A 17,351-nucleotide genomic window follows, 5' to 3' on the forward strand; every position below is an offset into this window, starting at 1 on the left:
CGTTCAGAACTGTTTCGTGACCTTCTCGGTGCCCACTCGGCGCGCGGTAGCTTCCGCGTCCGGGTGGGCCACCTGCACGAGTGAGGCACCCGCGGCGAGAACTGCCAGAAGCCCGTCGATCAATTCGTCTGCCGTGTCCCACGTGCGACTGGAGAGGACACGATCCGTCGACACCAATTCGACGTTCTTCGCCGATGCCCGTGCCGCGTCGATCGTGTCCGCTACGGACCGGCCTTCCAGCGCCGAACCGGCTCCGGCGCTACGGAACTGGTCGCCGTGCACACGGATGGAGGTTGCGTAGTCGGCGACGCCGAGCGGAAGATCGCTCAAACCTTTGCCGAACGCGTCGAGTGAGAGTGCGGCTACCTCCGGTACGTCCGCAACATCGTCCAGTCGGTCCGCAGTGACAAAAGCCAGTTCGGCGTCGGCGTCGGGGGAGAGGACCACCTCACCGCCTGCCCACCACACACCCAGCAAGACGGCGACGCTCTGCCAGTGCGCGGGAAGCAGCACGGCAACTTTGCCGCCGGGCTCGAGAGCGAACTCGTCGCGGACCATATTCGCTGTCTTTGCCGCCCAGTTGGCCAGAGTGCTCGCAGACAATTCGATGCGCTCGCCGGTGGCGTCGTCGTAGTAGGTCACGCGAGGGCCGGCCGGGTCGGCAGCCAGGATCGGTCCGAGGAGGGCGTCGGTCAGGTTGTCTACAGGCGAAGGCACGTCGTCAGCTTACGCAGCCGTTCAGTTCACACCGCTTTCAGTTCACACAGTTTTTCAGTTCACACAGCGCGGGCCGTTGGAGGCCGCGTCGATCGGCGGACCGGGAGGGGCGGGAGTGGGGCTGGTCTCGGTGGTGCTCGACGATTCAGTCGTGCTTGTCGCTCCTTCGGACGGGGATACCGCGTCCGCGGACTGCGGGCCGCTGTAGTCCTCGGCAATGACAACCCGAACCTTGCCCGAGGACAATGACGAATCCGCCTTGACCGTCAGACCGCCGAGTGCCTCGGCCACCGCGAGTGCTGCGTCGTCGTCCGCGGACTTTGCGAACACCGTCGATTCGGTGACGTCCGAGCCGGTGTTGTTGCCGACCTGACCCTGCTTGTACCCGAGGGCACTCAACGCTTCGGAAACCCCGCTGGCCAACCCTGCGATGTCACTGGCGTTTGCGACGTCGACCGTGATCGAGGAGGCATTCACCGTGGTCGGTGCTTCGGAGGTCTCCGAGTCCTCGCTGTCGGCGCCGACCAATCCCGCGATGTACTTCTTGACGGCCTTGGGATCGACCTTGACGATGGACTCGCCGTAATCGGTCATGCCGTTGATGTCGAGAACGGGAATGGTCTCGAATTGCACCTTGCCGCCGGCCAGATTCTGCAACTGCTTGGCGAACTCGATGATGTCCCAGTCGTCGTCGATCACGACGGAACGCTGGACAGCCGAGGTCAGCTGACTGAGCTTGCCGGGGTCACTGAGGGTTTTTGCGCTGAGTACCTTGCTGACGAGAGAAGCCATGAACACCTGCTGGCGAACGATCCGGTCCAGGTCGCCGCGAGGAAGATCGTGTCGTTGTCGCACGAAGCTCAGCGCGTCGGCGCCGTCGAGTGTCTGTTTCCCGGCCGCGAAATTGGCTCCGGACATCGGTTCGTCGACCGGCGCGTTGAGGCACACGTCGACTCCGCCCACTGCGTTGGTCAGCAGGACGAATCCGAGTAGTCCGACTTCGGCGTAGTGATCGACGGTGATGCCGGTCAGATTCGCCACCGCTCCGATGAGCGCGGTCCGGCCGGCTTCCGTCGACTTCTTGTCTGCATCGCTGTCGGACGACCCGTTGTTGACCAACTTCAGTCGCTCGGTTTCCTTGGTGGCACCGAACGCGGCGTTGATCTTCGACATACCGATACCCGGGACGTTGACGTACGCGTCGCGGGGAATCGAGATCGCGGTCGCGGAACTCCCGTCGTTGGGGACGCGGATCAAGATGATGGTGTCGGTATTGGACGCAACTTCCTCACCTGCGCGCAACGAGTCGAGCTCGCTTTGTGAGAGCGGGTTGCCGTGCGCGTCCGTTCGACTGTCCGTTCCCACCATCAGAATGTCGATTGCTCCGTCCTTGCCGCCACCGAGGCCGAGTCCGCTGGCAGTGGCAAGGCTGTTTCTCAACGAGTCCACACCCCGCCATGCGAACCCGGTGACCAGCAGTACGAGCACGGACAGCACCGCGACCGCTATGCGAGCCGGGCTCGTCTTGGTCCGAATCGGCGCAGGTCGTGGACGCGCGCGGCGCTGCGGTTGCTGGTGGGACACTCCTTCAGGTTACTGGTCCGATGCTCGGCCGCGGGTACCTCGACGCGGCGTGCCAGACTGAACCGTGTGACGAATATCCTGCTCACCGGCGCCCGAGGGCAGCTCGGGACCCGTGTCGAAACCCTCGCTACCTCGGCGGGTCTTCCCGTCACGGCCGTCGGATCCGACGAGCTGGACATCACCGACAGCCGCGCGGTTGACAACTTCGTCTCGCCTGATTCGGTGCTGATCAACTGCGCTGCGTACACGGCCGTCGATGCTGCCGAGACCGACCAGGAGGCGGCGAGGGCGGTCAACGAGATCGGACCGCGGAATCTCGCGCAAGCCTGTGCGCGGGTGGGTTCGCGGTTGATCCACGTTTCGACCGACTACGTCTTTCCGGGCGATGCAAGCTCGCCATACGACGTCGATGCACCGACCGGTCCCGCGACGGTCTACGGCCGAACCAAACTGGACGGCGAGATCGCTGTTCGAGAGTCGGGGGCTGACGCGGCCGTTGTCCGCACCGCGTGGGTGTATTCCGGTGTCGGCACGGATTTTGTCGCCACGATGAGAAGGCTCGAAGCCGAACGCGAATTCGTGAACGTCGTGGACGACCAGATCGGGTCACCCACGTACAGCGTCGATCTGGCCGGCGGCATCGTCGAACTCGCGCTGCTGGACTTCACGGGTGCGTCGACATTCCACGTGACGAACGGCGGGCAAGCAAGTTGGTACGAGTTGGCGCGAGCTGTTTTCGAGGAGATCGGAGCAGACCCTGCTCGGGTGCGCCCGTGCAGTAGTGCGGAGTTCGTACGCCCTGCCCCGCGCCCGGCATATTCGGTCTTGTCCGAGCGCGCGTGGGTTACCGCGGGAATGACGCCGCTGCGTCCGTGGCGAGAGGCTCTGCACGCCGCTCTGGCGTGAGCATTGTTCGGGACAGTGGCCGCGGACGGCTAGGCTGACCGGCGTGAGTCCCAAGCTGGCCGTGGTAACGGTGACCTACTCGCCAGGCGAGCATCTCGAGAATTTCTTGAGCACGCTCGCTGTGGCGACGACAGAAAAACCCCAGGTCATCATGGCCGACAATGGGTCGACCGATGGTGCCCCCGAGGCCGCCGATGCCAAGTACGAGCATGTCCGTCTGCTTCGAACCGGCGGAAACATCGGGTACGGGGGAGCGATAAATCGGGCCGTAGCGGAGATCGATTCGTCGATCGAATTCGTCGTGATTTCCAACCCGGACGTCCAATGGGCACCCGGTTCACTCGACGAATTGGTGGCTGCGGCAAATCGGTGGCCAAGGGCCGGTGCACTGGGGCCGAAGGTCCTCGAACCGGACGGCAGTGTCTATCCGTCGGCGCGAACGGTGCCCGACATCACCTCGGGCGTCGGGCACGCGTTGCTCGGTACCGTATGGCCGAAGAACCCGTGGACTGCTCGTTACCGTCAGGAGAACGAGGCCGTCACCGAGCGTGCAGTGGGGTGGCTTTCCGGGTCGTGCCTGCTGGTGCGACGCGACGCCTTCGACACCATCTCCGGTTTCGACTCTCGTTACTTCATGTACATGGAGGACGTGGACTTCGGTGACCGCCTCGGAAAAGCCGGGTGGCTCAACGTATTCGTCCCCTCGGCCGTCGTCACCCATGCCAAAGGCCATGCGGCAGGACGTCATCCGGAACTGATGTTGCCTGCCCATCATCGCAGTGCGTACCAGTTCCAGGCTGATCGCCATCCGCACTGGTGGCAGGCTCCGCTACGACTTGCCTTGCGCGGTGGCCTCGCGGTGCGATCCAAGATCGCCGTAGCTTCTGCAGTTCGCGAGCGCGCTCGCACCGACAACTCGACCGACAACCCATCAGTTTCGAACCACGGGGGAAAATGATGTCCGATCCGAATCCGACCGACGCCGTAATCCTGGTAGGCGGCAAAGGCACTCGGCTGCGTCCGCTGACGCTGTCGGCACCCAAGCCGATGCTTCCGACCGCCGGCCTGCCGTTCCTGACGCACCTGCTCGCCCGCATCGAGGCAGCCGGAATCAAGCACGTCGTGCTCGGAACGTCCTTCAAGGCAGAGGTATTCGAGGACTACTTCGGCGACGGCTCCAAGATGGGCCTCGAGATCGACTACGTCTTCGAGACCGAACCGCTGGGCACCGGTGGCGGAATCCGCAACGTTCTGCCGAAGTTGCGCGGTGACAACGTCATGGTGTTCAACGGCGACGTGCTCGGTGGCACCGATCTGAACGGCATTCTCGATACCCACGAGAAGACGGACGCCGACGTGACCCTGCATCTGGTTCGTGTGGGAGACCCGCGAGCATTCGGTTGTGTTCCGACCGACGAGGACGGACGAGTCTCGGCATTCCTGGAGAAGACCCAGGATCCGCCGACGGATCAGATCAACGCCGGCTGCTACGTCTTCAAACGCGAGATCATCGAACAGATCCCCGAAGGACGACCGGTATCGGTCGAGCGCGAGGTGTTCCCGAATCTCCTGGCCGAGGGCAAGCGGGTGTTCGGCCACGTCGACTCGTCGTACTGGCGTGACATGGGAACCCCCGAGGACTTCGTTCGCGGTTCCGCCGACCTGGTGCGAGGTATCGCACCTTCGCCGGCTCTCGAAGGTCCGCGCGGCGAGTCGCTGGTTCACCCCGGAGCCGGAATCGCGCCGGGCGCTGTCCTGATCGGCGGCACGGTTGTCGGTCGAGGCGCAGAAGTTGGTGCAGGCGCTCGCCTCGACGGTGCAATTCTCTTCGACGGCGCCGTTGTGGAAGCCGGGGCGGTGGTCGAACGATCGATCCTCGGATTCGGCGTCCGTATCGGACCCCGAGCGCTGGTCCGCGACGCTGTCATCGGAGACGGCGCGGACATCGGTGCGCGGTGTGAATTGTTGCGAGGCGCACGCGTGTGGCCGGGGGTGACGCTGCCGGACGGTGGCGTGCGCTTCAGCACAGATGTGTGATCGTTAGCTGACCTACTGGAATACTGGCGGGTATGACTTCTCTTCCGAGCCGTTACGTTGCCCTCGGTGACTCGTTCACCGAGGGCGTCGGCGACGCCGACGAACGATTCCCCAACGGTCTGCGCGGGTGGGCAGACCGAGTGGCCGAGCAGCTGGCGGTGAACAATCCCGACTTCCGCTACGCCAACCTGGCGATTCGTGGTCGCCTACTCGGACCGATCATCGACGAGCAGTTGGAACCCGCTCTGGCGTTGAAGCCCGATCTGGTGACCATCTACGCCGGCGGAAACGACATGATGCGTCCGAAGATCGACATCGATGCGATGGTCGCCCGCTACGATTCGGCAATCGGTCAGCTCACTGCATCCGGCGCTCGGGTTCTGATGTTCACCGCGTACGACACCGGATGGTCCGCCTTCTTCGGCAAGCTCCGCGGACGTCTGGCGATCTACAACGAGCTTGTTCGCGAGGTGGCGGACCGCCACGACGCGACCCTCGTCGACTTCTGGCGATTCTCCGAATATCAGGACCTTCGGATGTGGGACTGGGATCGCCTCCACATGTCGCCCTCCGGGCACGAGAACATGGCGACGCGTGTGCTCGACGTGCTCGGCGTCGAACACGGATTGACCCCGCCCGATCTCGGGCCTGCGCCGGTTCTCACGAAAGCCGAAACTCGTCGCGAGGATCGTCAATGGGCGCGAGAGTTCTTGGTGCCGTGGGTAGCTCGGCGCGTGAAGGGAACATCTTCGGGCGACGGCGTGAGCGCCAAGCAGCCCCAGCTTTCTCCGATTCAGTCCTGATTCTTGCGCTGACGGGCGAGCGCGACCAGGTGGTCGATGGTCTCGCGTTCCGCTGTAGGTGGGAGCGCGTCCACCGGCCACCATCTGAGGTCGGTGGACTCTGCGCTGCGGACGATATGTGAATTGTTCGGCGCCACAACAAGAAACCGTAGATCGAGATGGCGAGTCGGTACTCCGAGTGAGCACGTGATCGGATGCGTGTGGGCGGAGAGTAGGTCCGCGTCTATCCGAACGTCGTGAATTCCGGACTCCTCGCGAGCTTCCCGCAATGCCGCAACTACCACCGTCTCGTCGTCGGGCTCGCAGTGGCCGCCGAGCTGAATCCACCTGCCCACCTTGGGATGCAGGGTCAGCAAGACGTGGCAGCCACTCTCGTCGAGAACGAGAGACGACGCGGTGATGTGTCCCGGTGCGTGGCGACGAAGGCAGCCGTCCGGAGCCGAATCGAGGAACGCGAGCATCGTGTGCCGCAATGATTCGTCCGCTTCGGAGGACGTCTCCCAGCCCTCCAGGACGCCCTTGGCGGAGGCGTGCAGCGATTCGGCTGACATGGGACCTACAGCTCCACCAACGCGTCCCCGGGGGCGGAGACAGAGCGCGGAGTCAGTGGTTCGAGGGGGTGCCCGATTGCGATGGCACCGAGTGGCTGCCAATCCGCCGGGAGATCGAGTTGTTCGCGTACGAGATCGGCGGCGAAGATCGTCGATCCGATCCAGCAGCTTCCCACGCCGCGGGTGGCCAACGAGACCAGCAGTCCCTGCACTGCCGCGCCGGCGGCGACCGTGAACATCGTCGACTCCGCCGCGGTTCGTCTGGCATCCGGATAACTGTGTGCGCCATCGGGCACGCAGAAGGGAATGACGACCTCGGGGGCGTCGAACAGGATGTTTCCGCGGGCAACCCGGGCCTCGACGGATTCGTCACTGCGACCGTCGGCGCGAAGATCGGCGGCCCACTTCTCGCGCATCTGCTCGAGAAGAGCCGTGCGGACCGACTCCGTGCGTAGCCACACGAATCGAACCGGTCTCGTGTGGTGCGGTGCGGGAGCGGTGAGTGCCTCGGCGATCGAGCTGCGAATGATCTCCGCGTCGACGGGATCACTTGCGAACTGTCGGACCGATCGACGCAACAGCAGCGCCTGGCCGCGACCCATCGCCGTAGCTTCCTCGGTGCCCAGCCAGAACAGATCGTCCGGGCCGCGGCGAATCAGATCCTGGCCACTCGAACCGTCGTCCTCGAACCGAAGCCCACGAACGACGGCGACGGGAACGCCGCCCAGCTTGCCCTTGACCAAGTCGCCCGCAGCGGCGATTTCGTCCGCGATCGCGATCTCGGTGACGATCAGATCGTTGCCCTGACTGTCCTGTGCTCCGAGGTAGCCGTGCAGGACCGGAATGCCGGAGGAACCGATTGCGGCGTCGGTCTGCCCGTTGCGCCACGCACGACCCATCGTGTCGGTGACGACGACGGCGACGGACTTGCCCGTGCTCTCGAGAATTCGGGCGCGCAGACCCGCAGCGCTCGCATCCGGATCCACGGGGAGTAGCGCCAATTCGGCACCGTCGACGTTGGAGCCGTCGATGCCCGATGCGGCCTGCACGATTCCGAGTTTGTTCTCGGTGATCAGAGTGCGGCCCTTGCGTGCCACGACGCGGACGGCTTCCTGATCCACCAGGAGGCGTCGTGCCGCGTCGCGCTCTTCCGGATCGGTCGGTGAGGAAACGATGCGACCCTCGACTTTGGAGAACACCTTGCTCGTGACGACAACGACGTCGCCGCTCTCGAGCCACGGCGTCGCGTCGACGACAGCGGTGGCCAAGTCGTCTCCGGGCCGGAACTCGGGAAGCCCGAGCACGGGAATGACTTCGATTGCGGCGCCGGGGGAGTGATCACCGGGAGAGTGATTTCTGTCGCGGCTTGCTTCGGTTCCGGGCTCGGTCACAGTTCGACTCCGGCGATCTCGAAAGCCGTGCGAACCATTTTCGCGGTCTCTTCGGGGGACGTCATCAAAAGTGGGATGCTTCGCACGTCCACCCCGTCGATGTCGGCCGTGTCACCTTCGTCGACGAGCCAGCCGTCGAGAATACCGTTGATCGAACGAGCTCCGTAGTGGCGACCGATCGCCTCCGAAGTCGTCTCGACCCCGATCACCTCGAGGCACTCGTCAGCCATGCCGCGCAACGGTTTTCCGCCGATGACGGGGGAGAGGCCGACAACCTTGGCCGCGGTTGTTCGCAGGGCACCGCGAATGCCGGGCACCGCGAGGATCGCGCCGACGCTCACGACGGGATTGGACGGTGCGATCAGCACGATGTCGGCACCGTCGATCGCCTCGACCACCCCTGGCGCGGGCTTGGCCTGCTCGGCGCCGACGTGAGCGAAGCTGTGCGTTTCCACCTGTGCCCGATGGCGTACCCACCACTCCTGGAAATGAATCGCCTTCTGCTCACCGTCTTCCGGATCGGTGATCACGACGTGTGTTTCGCTGCGGTCGTCGCTCACGGGAAGCAGTGCGACACCGGGATTCCAGCGATTGCACAACGCTTCGGTGATCGCGGACAACGGATATCCCGTGCGGAGCATCTGGCTGCGAATCAAATGCGTTGCGATATCGCGATCTCCGAGGCCGAACCAGTCCGGCTTCGCGCCGTACGCGGCGAGTTCTTCTTTCGCATTCCAGGTTTCGCCGGCGTGCCCCCACCCGCGTTCGGTGTCGATACCGCCGCCGAGTGTGTACATACAAGTGTCCAGATCGGGGCAGATGCGCAGACCGTGCATCCACACGTCGTCCCCGACGTTGACGACGGCCGTGATGCGATGTGGGCCTTCGTATTTCTCGAGGGATTCACCACCGGCGATTCCGAGCGCGTTTTGAACACCTTGAAGGAAACGGGCCCCGCCGACGCCGCCAACCAATACAGTCACGTTCACGACAACAGAGCCTAGGCGGTCGGCGCGTCGTCGTGTCTGGCGGGCAGAAGGTCCCGTCAATTGAGGGCCGGAATACTAATGGATTCATCTCGTTTAGCTTGACCGCGACACGCTGGACGTGTGTAATCTCAAATGTGTCATTCCAACCGCTACTTGTGAGTTCACTTGCAGCGGGGCCGGTTTCGAACACAGTTTCGAACGGTCGACGGGGTGGGGTTGAAGATGGAGTGAAAATTCTGCGCTATTACAGGTGAGGAGGCGGAACGATGCCCAATGAAAATGTCGAGATCAGTTCTCTCGCAATGACAGTAAGCGACGAACCGCAGACCGATTCCCGAGCAGGCGCAGCAGAAGGTGCCTGCAGCAGTGAGTTCGACGGTATGAGTACTCGGCCAGTGCTGAGTCTCGTCACCGGCTTCGAAGAATTGTTCGACACCATCGAGGATCAGTGGCAGGAGCGTGCTCTCTGCGCGCAGACCGATCCCGAAGCGTTCTTTCCTGAAAAGGGAGGATCGACGAGGGAAGCAAAACGGATCTGCCTCGGTTGTGAAGTTCGTGACGAGTGCCTCGAGTACGCGCTCGCGAACGACGAACGGTTCGGAATCTGGGGAGGGTTGTCCGAGCGCGAGCGTCGGCGACTCAAGCGGGGGATCATCTGATCTGCTGCTGAATCGGTTCTGTCAGCGTCGGGGCTGACGGGCGGTCTTCGAAAGTCTGACCTGCAACGGGGAATTGCAGGTCAAGCAACGACTGTTTTGTTCTTCGTGTGGATTTACTTCTTCGTGTGACATCAGTTTTTTCGTCTGACAGTGCGTCAGTCCTCGTCGGGCAGTATCAGTCCTCGTCGGGCAGCGTGGGGTCGATGACCTGTGGGTCGACGCCCAGATACGTGCCGACTTGATGGACCAACACGTCGTGCACCAGATCCGTGAGTTCTTCCGGATCCTTCGCTCGCTGCTCCAATGGGCGGCGAAACAGCACAATTCTTGCGCGAGTCGTATTTCCGTGACGGTCGATTCCGGCCGGAATCAGTCGTGACAGTGGAACCGGGCCGTCTGCGATGACCTCCGGCGGCCATGTGACGGACTCCGGATCGTGCGCGTGAATCTTCGGAACTTCGTCCACTGCGATGTCGAGTTTCGTCAGCCGGTCGTGCCATGCGAGGTCGACGGGAGAGAAGGCGTCGAGCACCAGGAGATCGAACTTCTCCGCGCGGGTACGCCTGGCGGGCACCTCCGGGGGAAGTAGCGGTCCGCGCAGGCCACGGCCGTGTCGCTCGATGGAACGAGTGGTGACCGAGCGTCGGCGGCGGGCTTGTGGCATGGCGCCAGATTACGACAGGAGAAACTGCTCGGTGTGTCCGAGTAGGTTCCGGACGTGGGGAGGGCTAGGCTCCGTACCTGTGAGATCTCTGCGTCGCTGCTGCCGCCCCGGGTGCAAGAACCCCGCCGTCGCGACGCTTACGTATGTCTACTCGGACTCCACTGCGGTTGTCGGGCCGCTGGCAACCGTCGCCGAGCCCCATTCATGGGATTTGTGTGACACTCACGGCTCTCGAATCACCGCCCCCAAGGGGTGGGAACTCGTCCGCCACGAAGGCGGATTCGCGTCGAGTACTCCCGACGAAGACGATCTGACCGCTTTGGCGGAAGCTGTACGTGAGGCCGGTCTCGGAGATCGCAGCAAGTCCAACGTCGATGCAGATGAGGACATACGTCCCGCAGCTCCGAGTACTGCCCGTACAGGGCGTCGTGGACACCTACGCGTTCTGCCCGACCCGTCCAACTGACGCGAGATTCGTCGCCGTAGACGCTAGGCTCGACCGAGTACTTCCACACCCGAGTACTGCGAATCTCCGGACGCCATGCGCCCGGACGTTCCCGTCTGTGAGGGTGCATGCACAAGGAGAGTTTTCAGTGGGGCGAACAGCCGAGTCGGTTGCTGCAATCATCAAGGCGTACGACGTACGCGGTGTGGTCGGTGAGCAGATCGACGAAGATTTTGTCCGCGACGTCGGTGCGTCGTTCGCCCGCCTGGTCCGCGACGAGGCCGGCGCCGCCACGACGGTTGTGATCGGCTACGACATGCGCGCATCGTCGCCCACGCTGTCTTCGGCTTTCGGTGACGGCGTGCTTGCTCAAGGGCTCGACGTCGTCTACATCGGATTGGCGTCGACCGACGAGCTCTACTTTGCATCCGGTTTGCTGAACTGCCCGGGCGCGATGTTCACGGCGAGCCACAATCCCGCCAAGTACAACGGCATCAAGATGTGTCGGGCCGGCGCCAAGCCGGTCGGTCAGGACACCGGCCTCGCAGTCATCTCCGCCGAGGTCGTCTCGGGTGTTCCCGCGTACGACGGACCGGCAGGCACCGCCAGCACCAAGGACGTCCTCGAGGAATACGCGAGCTACCTCCGCGGATTGGTCGACCTGGCTGCGTTGCGCCCGCTGAAGGTCGCAGTCGATGCAGGCAACGGTATGGGCGGCCATACCGCGCCGGCCGTATTCGGGCCGATGCCCCTCGACGTCCTGCCGCTCTACTTCGAGCTCGACGGCACGTTCCCCAACCACGAAGCCAATCCGCTCGATCCGGCCAACCTCGTCGACCTGCAGGCCTACGTGCGCGAAACCGGAGCGGACATCGGCTTGGCGTTCGACGGTGACGCGGACCGTTGCTTCGTCGTAGACGAGAAGGGCGACCCGGTCTCGCCGTCCGCGGTGACGGCACTTGTCGCCAAGCGCGAACTCGCGAAGGAACCGGGCGCGTCGATCATCCACAACCTGATCACGTCACGGGCAGTGCCCGAACTGGTCGAAGAACTCGGCGGCGTCGCTATTCGTACCCGAGTCGGCCACTCGTTCATCAAGCAGGAGATGGCCGAGACCGGTGCGGTGTTCGGCGGCGAACACTCCGCTCACTACTACTTCCGCGACTTCTGGGGCGCCGACTCCGGCATGCTCGCGGCGCTGCACGTACTCGCCGCACTGGGCGAGCAGGATCGTCCGCTCTCCGAGTTGATGGCGGAGTACACCCGCTACGCGGCCTCGGGCGAGATCAACTCCACCGTGGCCGACGCGGCAGATCGTACGGCCGCTGTACTGGCGGCATTTGCCGACCGCACCGAGTCGGTGGATCGCCTCGACGGTGTCACGGTCAGTCTCGAGGGAAATGCCTGGTTCAACTTGCGCGCGTCCAACACCGAACCACTGCTGCGACTCAACGTCGAAGCACCCACGTCCGCCGATGTCGACGCATTGGTGAACGAAATTCTGGCGATCGTCCGGGCTTGAATCCGAGTCTGATCGGTTTGTCGGTGAGCCGAAGCCCTGGGATAGTTGGGGGACTATCTCAGGAACGACGGCCTCGGGAACGAGGGCTTTGCCACCACGGACCGCGTGGAGCTGGAATGCTGGATGGTGCGGGAACTGCTAACGGAGAAGGGGGTGCGGTGAGATGACAGCGCCGATGCCGCTTCTCGACCTCGACGACAGCGAGGGTTTGTCAGCTGCCGATTCGGAAGGGCTACTGCGGTCTGTAGCCATGGGCGGCGCACAGATTCGGGCCACCGCGTCGGCCGTCGGTGAGGGTGTGATCTCCCGATTGGCCGGTCTGCGTCCGCGCAGCGTCGTACTGATCGCCGGCGCGGGTGGCGCCCGGCACGGAGCCAGGATCGCGCTTGCTCTCGTCGGAGATTCGGTCGGTTGCCCGCTCCTCGTTCTCGACCGGACGCCGTCGTGGGCCGGGCCATTGGACGTGATCGTCGTCGCCGGTGACGATGCCGGTGATCCACGCCTCGTCGAATCCGTTGACAGTGCCGTACGCCGCGGCGCCGAGGTTGTTGTCGCCGTTCCCGACGAGGGGCCCATGCGAGCCGTGGCGGCCGGGCGCACCATGCCCTTGCCACCGCGGCTCTACGCCTCGCCCCGGCACACGATGACGCGGTTCCTCGCCGTCTTCCTCGCGGTTGCCGCCGAAATCGAGGGCAAGGGATCGATCGAGGACCGTTCGGCGGTGCTCGGTCGAATCGCCGACGCAGTTGATGCGGAGGCGCTGCGGGACGGACCGGCCAACGAGGTATTCCACAACCCGGCCAAGTCGTTGGCCACCAGGATGAGCGGCCGGCGAGTCGTTCTGTGTGGAAGTGGTTCCGTGACAACAGCACTCGCAGAGTTCTCGAGCGTTGCGCTGATGAGCTCCGGCCTGAACGCCGCTGCCGCCGAGATGTCCGAGGTGATTCGTTCGGCGCGGGCACTGTTCGCGCCGGACGCAGCTTCACGTGATTCGGTGTTCCACGACCCCTTCTTTCACGATCCGCAACTCGACGGCGCGCTGCCGACCCCGCCGGCGCGGGCGTTCGTCTTCGCGACCGAATCCACGCGCGGGGAGGCGAGGCGCCGGATGGACGCACTGGCCGACGCCGACCTGGTGGTCGCGGCAGACGAAGACCAGACCAACGTGGTCATATCGGAGATGGAGCAGGTATTCGTGTTGGCGTCTCGAGTAGACATGGCCGCGGCGTACGTGCAGTTGACGGGCGGTGCGAAGTAAGTGCGTGAACTCGAAGGTGCACTTCGTTCTTACGCGTGGGGCTCGCGAACGGCAATTGCCGAACTACGCGGTCTTTCGACTCCGTCGAATCATCCCGAAGCGGAATTGTGGTTGGGCGCGCACCCGGGTGACCCGGCGCGCGTGATCACCGAATCCGGAAGCGAGTCGTTGCTCGAGGTCCTGCACCGCGAACCCGAACGCGAACTCGGCCGTGAGAACCTCGAGGCATTCGGTGAGCGACTCCCATTCCTGCTCAAGCTGCTTGCGGCGGAAGAACCGCTGTCACTTCAAGCGCACCCCAGCGCCGTTCAAGCCGACGAGGGTTTTCGTCGTGAGAACGCACTCGGCGTTCCCATGGAATCGCCGATTCGCAACTACAAGGACGGCAGCCACAAGCCCGAACTCGTTGTCGCACTGAGCAGATTCGAAGCGCTTGCCGGATTCCGCGAGCCGACGCGGACTGTCAAACTGCTGCGCGCTCTGGCCGTCGACGAGTTGGAGCCGTACATCGGTCTGCTCGAAGGGCAACCCGATTCCGACGGACTGCGGGCGTTGTTCACGACATGGATCACGCTGCCGTCCACGGTGCTCGGGACCTTGCTCCCTGCCGTACTTGCCGGGTGCATCACCTACGTCGCACACCACGACGCCGAATTCGTGACCGAGATCCGCACCGCGCTGGAATTGAGCGAGGCGTACCCCGGCGACGCCGGTGTTCTGGCGGCACTGCTGCTCAACCGCGTCACCCTCGAGCCCGGCCAAGGACTGTTTCTCGCTGCCGGCAATCTCCACGCGTATCTCCATGGACTCGCGGTCGAGATCATGGCCAACTCCGACAACGTGCTGCGCGGTGGGCTGACACCGAAGCACGTCGACGTGCCCGAATTGCTGAGGGTTCTGGACTTCGTCGGGGCCGATATCGAAGTGCTCGATCCGGCCCCGTCATCTGGATCAGGTCAGTCAGGATCAGGTAGATACGAGTACGTCACGCCGGCGCCCGAATTTCGTTTGACGCGTCTGGAGTTCGACGCGAATTCCACGGACATCGTCGTCGACGCTTCAGGCCCGCGGATTCTGATCTGCACCGACGGCGCGGTCACTGCGACGTGCGGCACTGACACTCTCGACCTCGATCGAGGCCGAGCGGCGTGGATCGCTGCCGACGAGCCCGCGATACACCTGAGCACACGGACCCCGACTGCGCAGGTTTTCAGTGCCGTAGTCGGAAACTAGGAGACATTGTGTCGGCTCATGGTGGCAAGAAGGCAATTCTGGCGGCCCTCGGAGCCAATGCCGGAATTGCCGTAGCCAAGTTCGCCGGATTCTTGATCACCGGATCGTCGTCGATGCTCGCCGAATCGGTGCACTCGGTGGCCGACACGTCCAATCAGGGTTTGCTGCTCCTGGGGCAGAAGAAGGCAGAACGTGACGCGGATCAACTGCACCCGTTCGGCTACGGGCGCAACCGATACTTCTATTCGTTCGTCGTTGCACTGGTGCTCTTCACCCTCGGTTCGCTGTTCGCGATTTACGAGGGTATTCACAAGATTCAACATCCGGAAGAACTCAATTCGGCTTTCGTGGCAATCGCGATTCTTGTCATAGCGATTTGTCTGGAGGGCTACAGCTTCCGGACCGCAGCGAAGGAATCACGACCGCTCAAGGGAAATGCGTCGTGGTGGAACTTCATCCGAACCTCTCGTAGCCCGGAACTCCCGGTTGTGCTGCTCGAGGACACCGGCGCATTGATCGGTCTCGTCCTTGCACTCGGCGGCGTCGGCCTCACGATGGTGACCGGAAATCCGGTCTTCGACGGCATCGGAACTCTGTGCATCGGTGTCCTGCTCGGCATCATCGCGATCATTCTGATCATCGAAATGCAGTCGCTGCTGATCGGTGAGGGCGCAACGGCGGTGGAGACCGAACTGATCCTCAACGCCCTGGTCGACGGAACTCGTATCGAACGCGTCATTCATTGCAAGACGCAGTACCTCGGTCCCGAGGAGATCCTTGTTGCTGCCAAGGTTGCGGTGCCGATCGGATCGACGATCTCGGACGTGGCGACGGCGATCGACGAGGCCGAGTCTCGCGTGCGCGCTGCAGTGCCTGCGGCGCGGGTGATCTACCTCGAGCCGGACCTGGATCGTCTCAGCGCAGGAGATCGCCCTGAAACAGATCTACAGGCTCCCGACAAACCCTGAACAAAGCTGCGCCTGCGGGCTTAGGCTGATGCCATCTCTCTACTTGCCCATGGTGGGACCTGCTGGTCCCCAGCAAGGAGGCGGCAATGGCTGTCAAGGACGAGCAGGCCGGATCTGGACGGTCGAAGCTGTTTCGAACCAAATCGATCGAGCAGTCCATCAAGGACACCGACGAGCCGGAAACCAAACTCCGGAAAGAACTGAACTCGTGGGATCTCACGGTGTTCGGTGTCGCAGTCGTCATCGGTGCGGGCATCTTCACACTCACGGCTCGGACGGCGGGAAATGTCGCCGGGCCGTCGGTCTCGCTCGCGTTCGTCATTGCCGCCATCGCCTGCGGACTGGCAGCGCTGTGTTACGCCGAATTCGCGTCGACGGTCCCGGTTGCCGGTAGCGCGTACACGTTCTCGTACGCGACGTTCGGCGAATTCGTCGCCTGGATCATCGGCTGGGATCTCATCCTCGAATTCGCCTTGGCGTCTTCGGTGGTCGCCAAAGGCTGGTCGCTGTACCTCGGCGAAGTGATGGGCTCACGCAGCCCGATCGTCGAGTTGGGGCCGATATCCTTCGACTGGGGTGCGGTGCTGGTGATCGCTGTCATCACGATCCTGCTCGCGACCGGCACAAAACTCTCGTCGAGGGTGTCACTGGTGATCACGGCGATCAAGGTCGCGGTGGTGTTGCTGGTGATCATCGTCGGTCTGTTCTACATCGACACCGACAACTACTCGCCGTACATTCCGCCGTCGGAGCCGGGCTCGACGGGAGAGGGCATCCACCAGTCGTTGTTCTCGTACGTGACCGGGGCCGGTGGCAGCACGTTCGGGTGGTACGGATTGCTCGCGGCAGCCAGTCTGGTGTTCTTCGCGTTCATCGGCTTCGACGTCGTCGCCACGACGGCGGAGGAGGCGAAGGAGCCGCAGAAGGCGCTGCCACGCGGCATCCTGGGTTCTCTCCTGATCGTCACGGTTCTGTACGTGGCGGTGACACTGGTGCTGACGGGGATGGTGAAATACACCGAGCTCGAGGGCGATACCTCCAACCTGGCAACGGCATTCGCTTTCCACGACATCACGTGGGCGAAAAACGTCATCTCGTTCGGCGCTTTGGCCGGTCTCACGACAGTGGTGATGGTGCTGATGCTCGGGCAGACCAGGGTGCTCTTCGCGATGGCACGCGACGGTCTGATGCCACGACGCCTGGCACCGACCGGCAAGCACGGAACCCCTGTGCGGATCACGATCTTGGTCGGCGTCGTGGTCGCGGTGCTCGCCGGCGTTTTTCCGATCGGCACCCTCGAGGAAATGGTCAACATCGGCACACTGTTCGCTTTTGTTCTCGTCTCGATCGGGGTTCTCGTGCTCCGTCGGACGCGTCCCGACCTACCTCGCGGATTCAGGGTGCCGCTGGTCCCGCTGGTCCCGATTCTGGCCGTCCTCGCGTGTCTGTGGCTGATGTTCAACCTGTCGGTGGAGACCTGGATGAGGTTCGTGGTCTGGATGGCCCTCGGCGTTGTCATCTATTTTGCCTACAGCAGGCAGCATTCGATGATCGGGAAGCGTGAACGCGGCGAAATCGAGTAGATGTACAAAGTTTATGATTTGTCTATCACTTGTACAAAATC

17 protein-coding genes are annotated in these 17,351 nt (G+C 63.4%); 11 read left to right on the forward strand and 6 right to left on the reverse strand.

Annotation, left to right across the window (positions count from 1 at the left end; translation table 11 throughout):
- Positions 1–3: 3 nt before the first annotated feature.
- Both QRN54_RS08230 and QRN54_RS08235 read right to left on the reverse strand, forming a co-directional pair.
- A complete protein-coding gene (locus tag QRN54_RS08230) occupies positions 4–717 on the reverse strand; it encodes a TIGR03089 family protein (protein ID WP_003940786.1) in 714 nt (237 codons plus the stop codon).
- A gap of 54 nt (positions 718–771) precedes the next feature.
- Entirely contained in the window at positions 772–2,301 is a 1,530-nt protein-coding gene (locus QRN54_RS08235; protein ID WP_269456383.1) for an LCP family protein, read from the reverse strand.
- Between the two features lie 66 nt (positions 2,302–2,367).
- Between QRN54_RS08235 and rfbD the strand changes: the two genes are divergently transcribed.
- Genes rfbD through QRN54_RS08255 form a run of 4 tightly spaced genes read left to right on the forward strand, consistent with a single transcriptional unit; the run spans position 2,368 to position 6,047 of the window.
- On the forward strand, positions 2,368–3,207 hold the full coding sequence (rfbD, locus tag QRN54_RS08240; RefSeq protein WP_054187633.1) for a dTDP-4-dehydrorhamnose reductase: 840 nt from the start codon (positions 2,368–2,370) through the stop codon (positions 3,205–3,207).
- 43 nt (positions 3,208–3,250) lie between these two features.
- On the forward strand, positions 3,251–4,165 hold the full coding sequence (locus tag QRN54_RS08245) for a glycosyltransferase family 2 protein (protein WP_003940999.1): 915 nt from the start codon (positions 3,251–3,253) through the stop codon (positions 4,163–4,165).
- On the forward strand, positions 4,162–5,244 hold the full coding sequence (gene manB, locus QRN54_RS08250) for a mannose-1-phosphate guanylyltransferase (RefSeq protein ID WP_054187632.1): 1,083 nt from the start codon (positions 4,162–4,164) through the stop codon (positions 5,242–5,244). The genes QRN54_RS08245 and manB overlap by 4 nt, the downstream gene beginning before the upstream one ends.
- A 32-nt stretch (positions 5,245–5,276) precedes the next feature.
- Positions 5,277–6,047 (forward strand): SGNH/GDSL hydrolase family protein, encoded by a 771-nt coding sequence (locus tag QRN54_RS08255; protein WP_054187631.1) that lies wholly within the window; start codon positions 5,277–5,279, stop codon positions 6,045–6,047.
- On the opposite strand, the gene QRN54_RS08260 is transcribed toward QRN54_RS08255, so the two are convergent.
- Genes QRN54_RS08260 through cofD form a run of 3 tightly spaced genes read right to left on the reverse strand, consistent with a single transcriptional unit; the run spans position 6,038 to position 8,978 of the window.
- Entirely contained in the window at positions 6,038–6,598 is a 561-nt protein-coding gene (locus QRN54_RS08260; protein WP_054187630.1) for an NUDIX hydrolase, read from the reverse strand. The genes QRN54_RS08255 and QRN54_RS08260 overlap by 10 nt on opposite strands.
- Positions 6,599–6,603: 5 nt before the next feature.
- Complete coding sequence (locus QRN54_RS08265) at positions 6,604–7,989, reverse strand: coenzyme F420-0:L-glutamate ligase (protein ID WP_054187629.1); 1,386 nt, start codon at positions 7,987–7,989, stop codon at positions 6,604–6,606.
- The gene (cofD, locus tag QRN54_RS08270; protein ID WP_003940958.1) at positions 7,986–8,978 is read right to left on the reverse strand and encodes a 2-phospho-L-lactate transferase; all 993 of its coding nucleotides are present in this window, start codon (positions 8,976–8,978) and stop codon (positions 7,986–7,988) included. The genes QRN54_RS08265 and cofD overlap by 4 nt, the downstream gene beginning before the upstream one ends.
- Before the next feature lie 380 nt (positions 8,979–9,358).
- Here cofD and QRN54_RS08275 point away from each other — a divergent pair, with 380 nt between their 5' ends.
- Positions 9,359–9,637, forward strand: coding sequence for a WhiB family transcriptional regulator (locus tag QRN54_RS08275; RefSeq protein ID WP_020907098.1), 279 nt, complete (start codon positions 9,359–9,361; stop codon positions 9,635–9,637).
- A 175-nt stretch (positions 9,638–9,812) separates the two neighbouring features.
- On the opposite strand, the gene QRN54_RS08280 is transcribed toward QRN54_RS08275, so the two are convergent.
- Positions 9,813–10,301 (reverse strand): metallopeptidase family protein, encoded by a 489-nt coding sequence (locus tag QRN54_RS08280; protein WP_003940797.1) that lies wholly within the window; start codon positions 10,299–10,301, stop codon positions 9,813–9,815.
- A 79-nt stretch (positions 10,302–10,380) separates the two neighbouring features.
- Between QRN54_RS08280 and QRN54_RS08285 the strand changes: the two genes are divergently transcribed.
- The 6 genes from QRN54_RS08285 (at position 10,381) to QRN54_RS08310 (ending at position 17,310) form a co-directional block, all read left to right on the forward strand.
- On the forward strand, positions 10,381–10,767 hold the full coding sequence (locus QRN54_RS08285; RefSeq protein WP_007731177.1) for a DUF3499 domain-containing protein: 387 nt from the start codon (positions 10,381–10,383) through the stop codon (positions 10,765–10,767).
- 127 nt (positions 10,768–10,894) lie between these two features.
- Entirely contained in the window at positions 10,895–12,268 is a 1,374-nt protein-coding gene (locus QRN54_RS08290) for a phosphomannomutase/phosphoglucomutase (protein ID WP_003941022.1), read from the forward strand.
- Positions 12,269–12,431: 163 nt separating this feature from the next.
- Positions 12,432–13,526, forward strand: a complete 1,095-nt coding sequence (locus tag QRN54_RS08295) for a hypothetical protein (RefSeq protein WP_030535017.1) — start codon at positions 12,432–12,434, stop codon at positions 13,524–13,526.
- A complete protein-coding gene (manA, locus tag QRN54_RS08300) occupies positions 13,527–14,759 on the forward strand; it encodes a mannose-6-phosphate isomerase, class I (RefSeq protein WP_042922158.1) in 1,233 nt (410 codons plus the stop codon).
- 8 nt (positions 14,760–14,767) lie between these two features.
- Entirely contained in the window at positions 14,768–15,727 is a 960-nt protein-coding gene (locus QRN54_RS08305) for a cation diffusion facilitator family transporter (protein WP_042450115.1), read from the forward strand.
- A gap of 86 nt (positions 15,728–15,813) precedes the next feature.
- On the forward strand, positions 15,814–17,310 hold the full coding sequence (locus QRN54_RS08310) for an amino acid permease (protein WP_030535015.1): 1,497 nt from the start codon (positions 15,814–15,816) through the stop codon (positions 17,308–17,310).
- Positions 17,311–17,351 lie beyond the last annotated feature (41 nt).

It is taken from the genome of Rhodococcus sp. MEB032 (assembly GCF_030208925.1).
Taxonomy (GTDB): domain Bacteria; phylum Actinomycetota; class Actinomycetes; order Mycobacteriales; family Mycobacteriaceae; genus Rhodococcus_F; species Rhodococcus_F qingshengii.

Coding starts and splice junctions, on each gene's coding strand:
- manB (WP_054187632.1), top strand. CDS start 4,162: ATGATGTCCGATCCGAATCCGACCGACGCCGTAATCCTGGTAGGCGGC.
- QRN54_RS08255 (WP_054187631.1), top strand. CDS start 5,277: ATGACTTCTCTTCCGAGCCGTTACGTTGCCCTCGGTGACTCGTTCACC.
- QRN54_RS08260 (WP_054187630.1), bottom strand. CDS start 6,598: ATGTCAGCCGAATCGCTGCACGCCTCCGCCAAGGGCGTCCTGGAGGGC.
- QRN54_RS08275 (WP_020907098.1), top strand. CDS start 9,359: ATGAGTACTCGGCCAGTGCTGAGTCTCGTCACCGGCTTCGAAGAATTG.
- QRN54_RS08280 (WP_003940797.1), bottom strand. CDS start 10,301: ATGCCACAAGCCCGCCGCCGACGCTCGGTCACCACTCGTTCCATCGAG.
- QRN54_RS08295 (WP_030535017.1), top strand. CDS start 12,432: ATGACAGCGCCGATGCCGCTTCTCGACCTCGACGACAGCGAGGGTTTG.
- QRN54_RS08310 (WP_030535015.1), top strand. CDS start 15,814: ATGGCTGTCAAGGACGAGCAGGCCGGATCTGGACGGTCGAAGCTGTTT.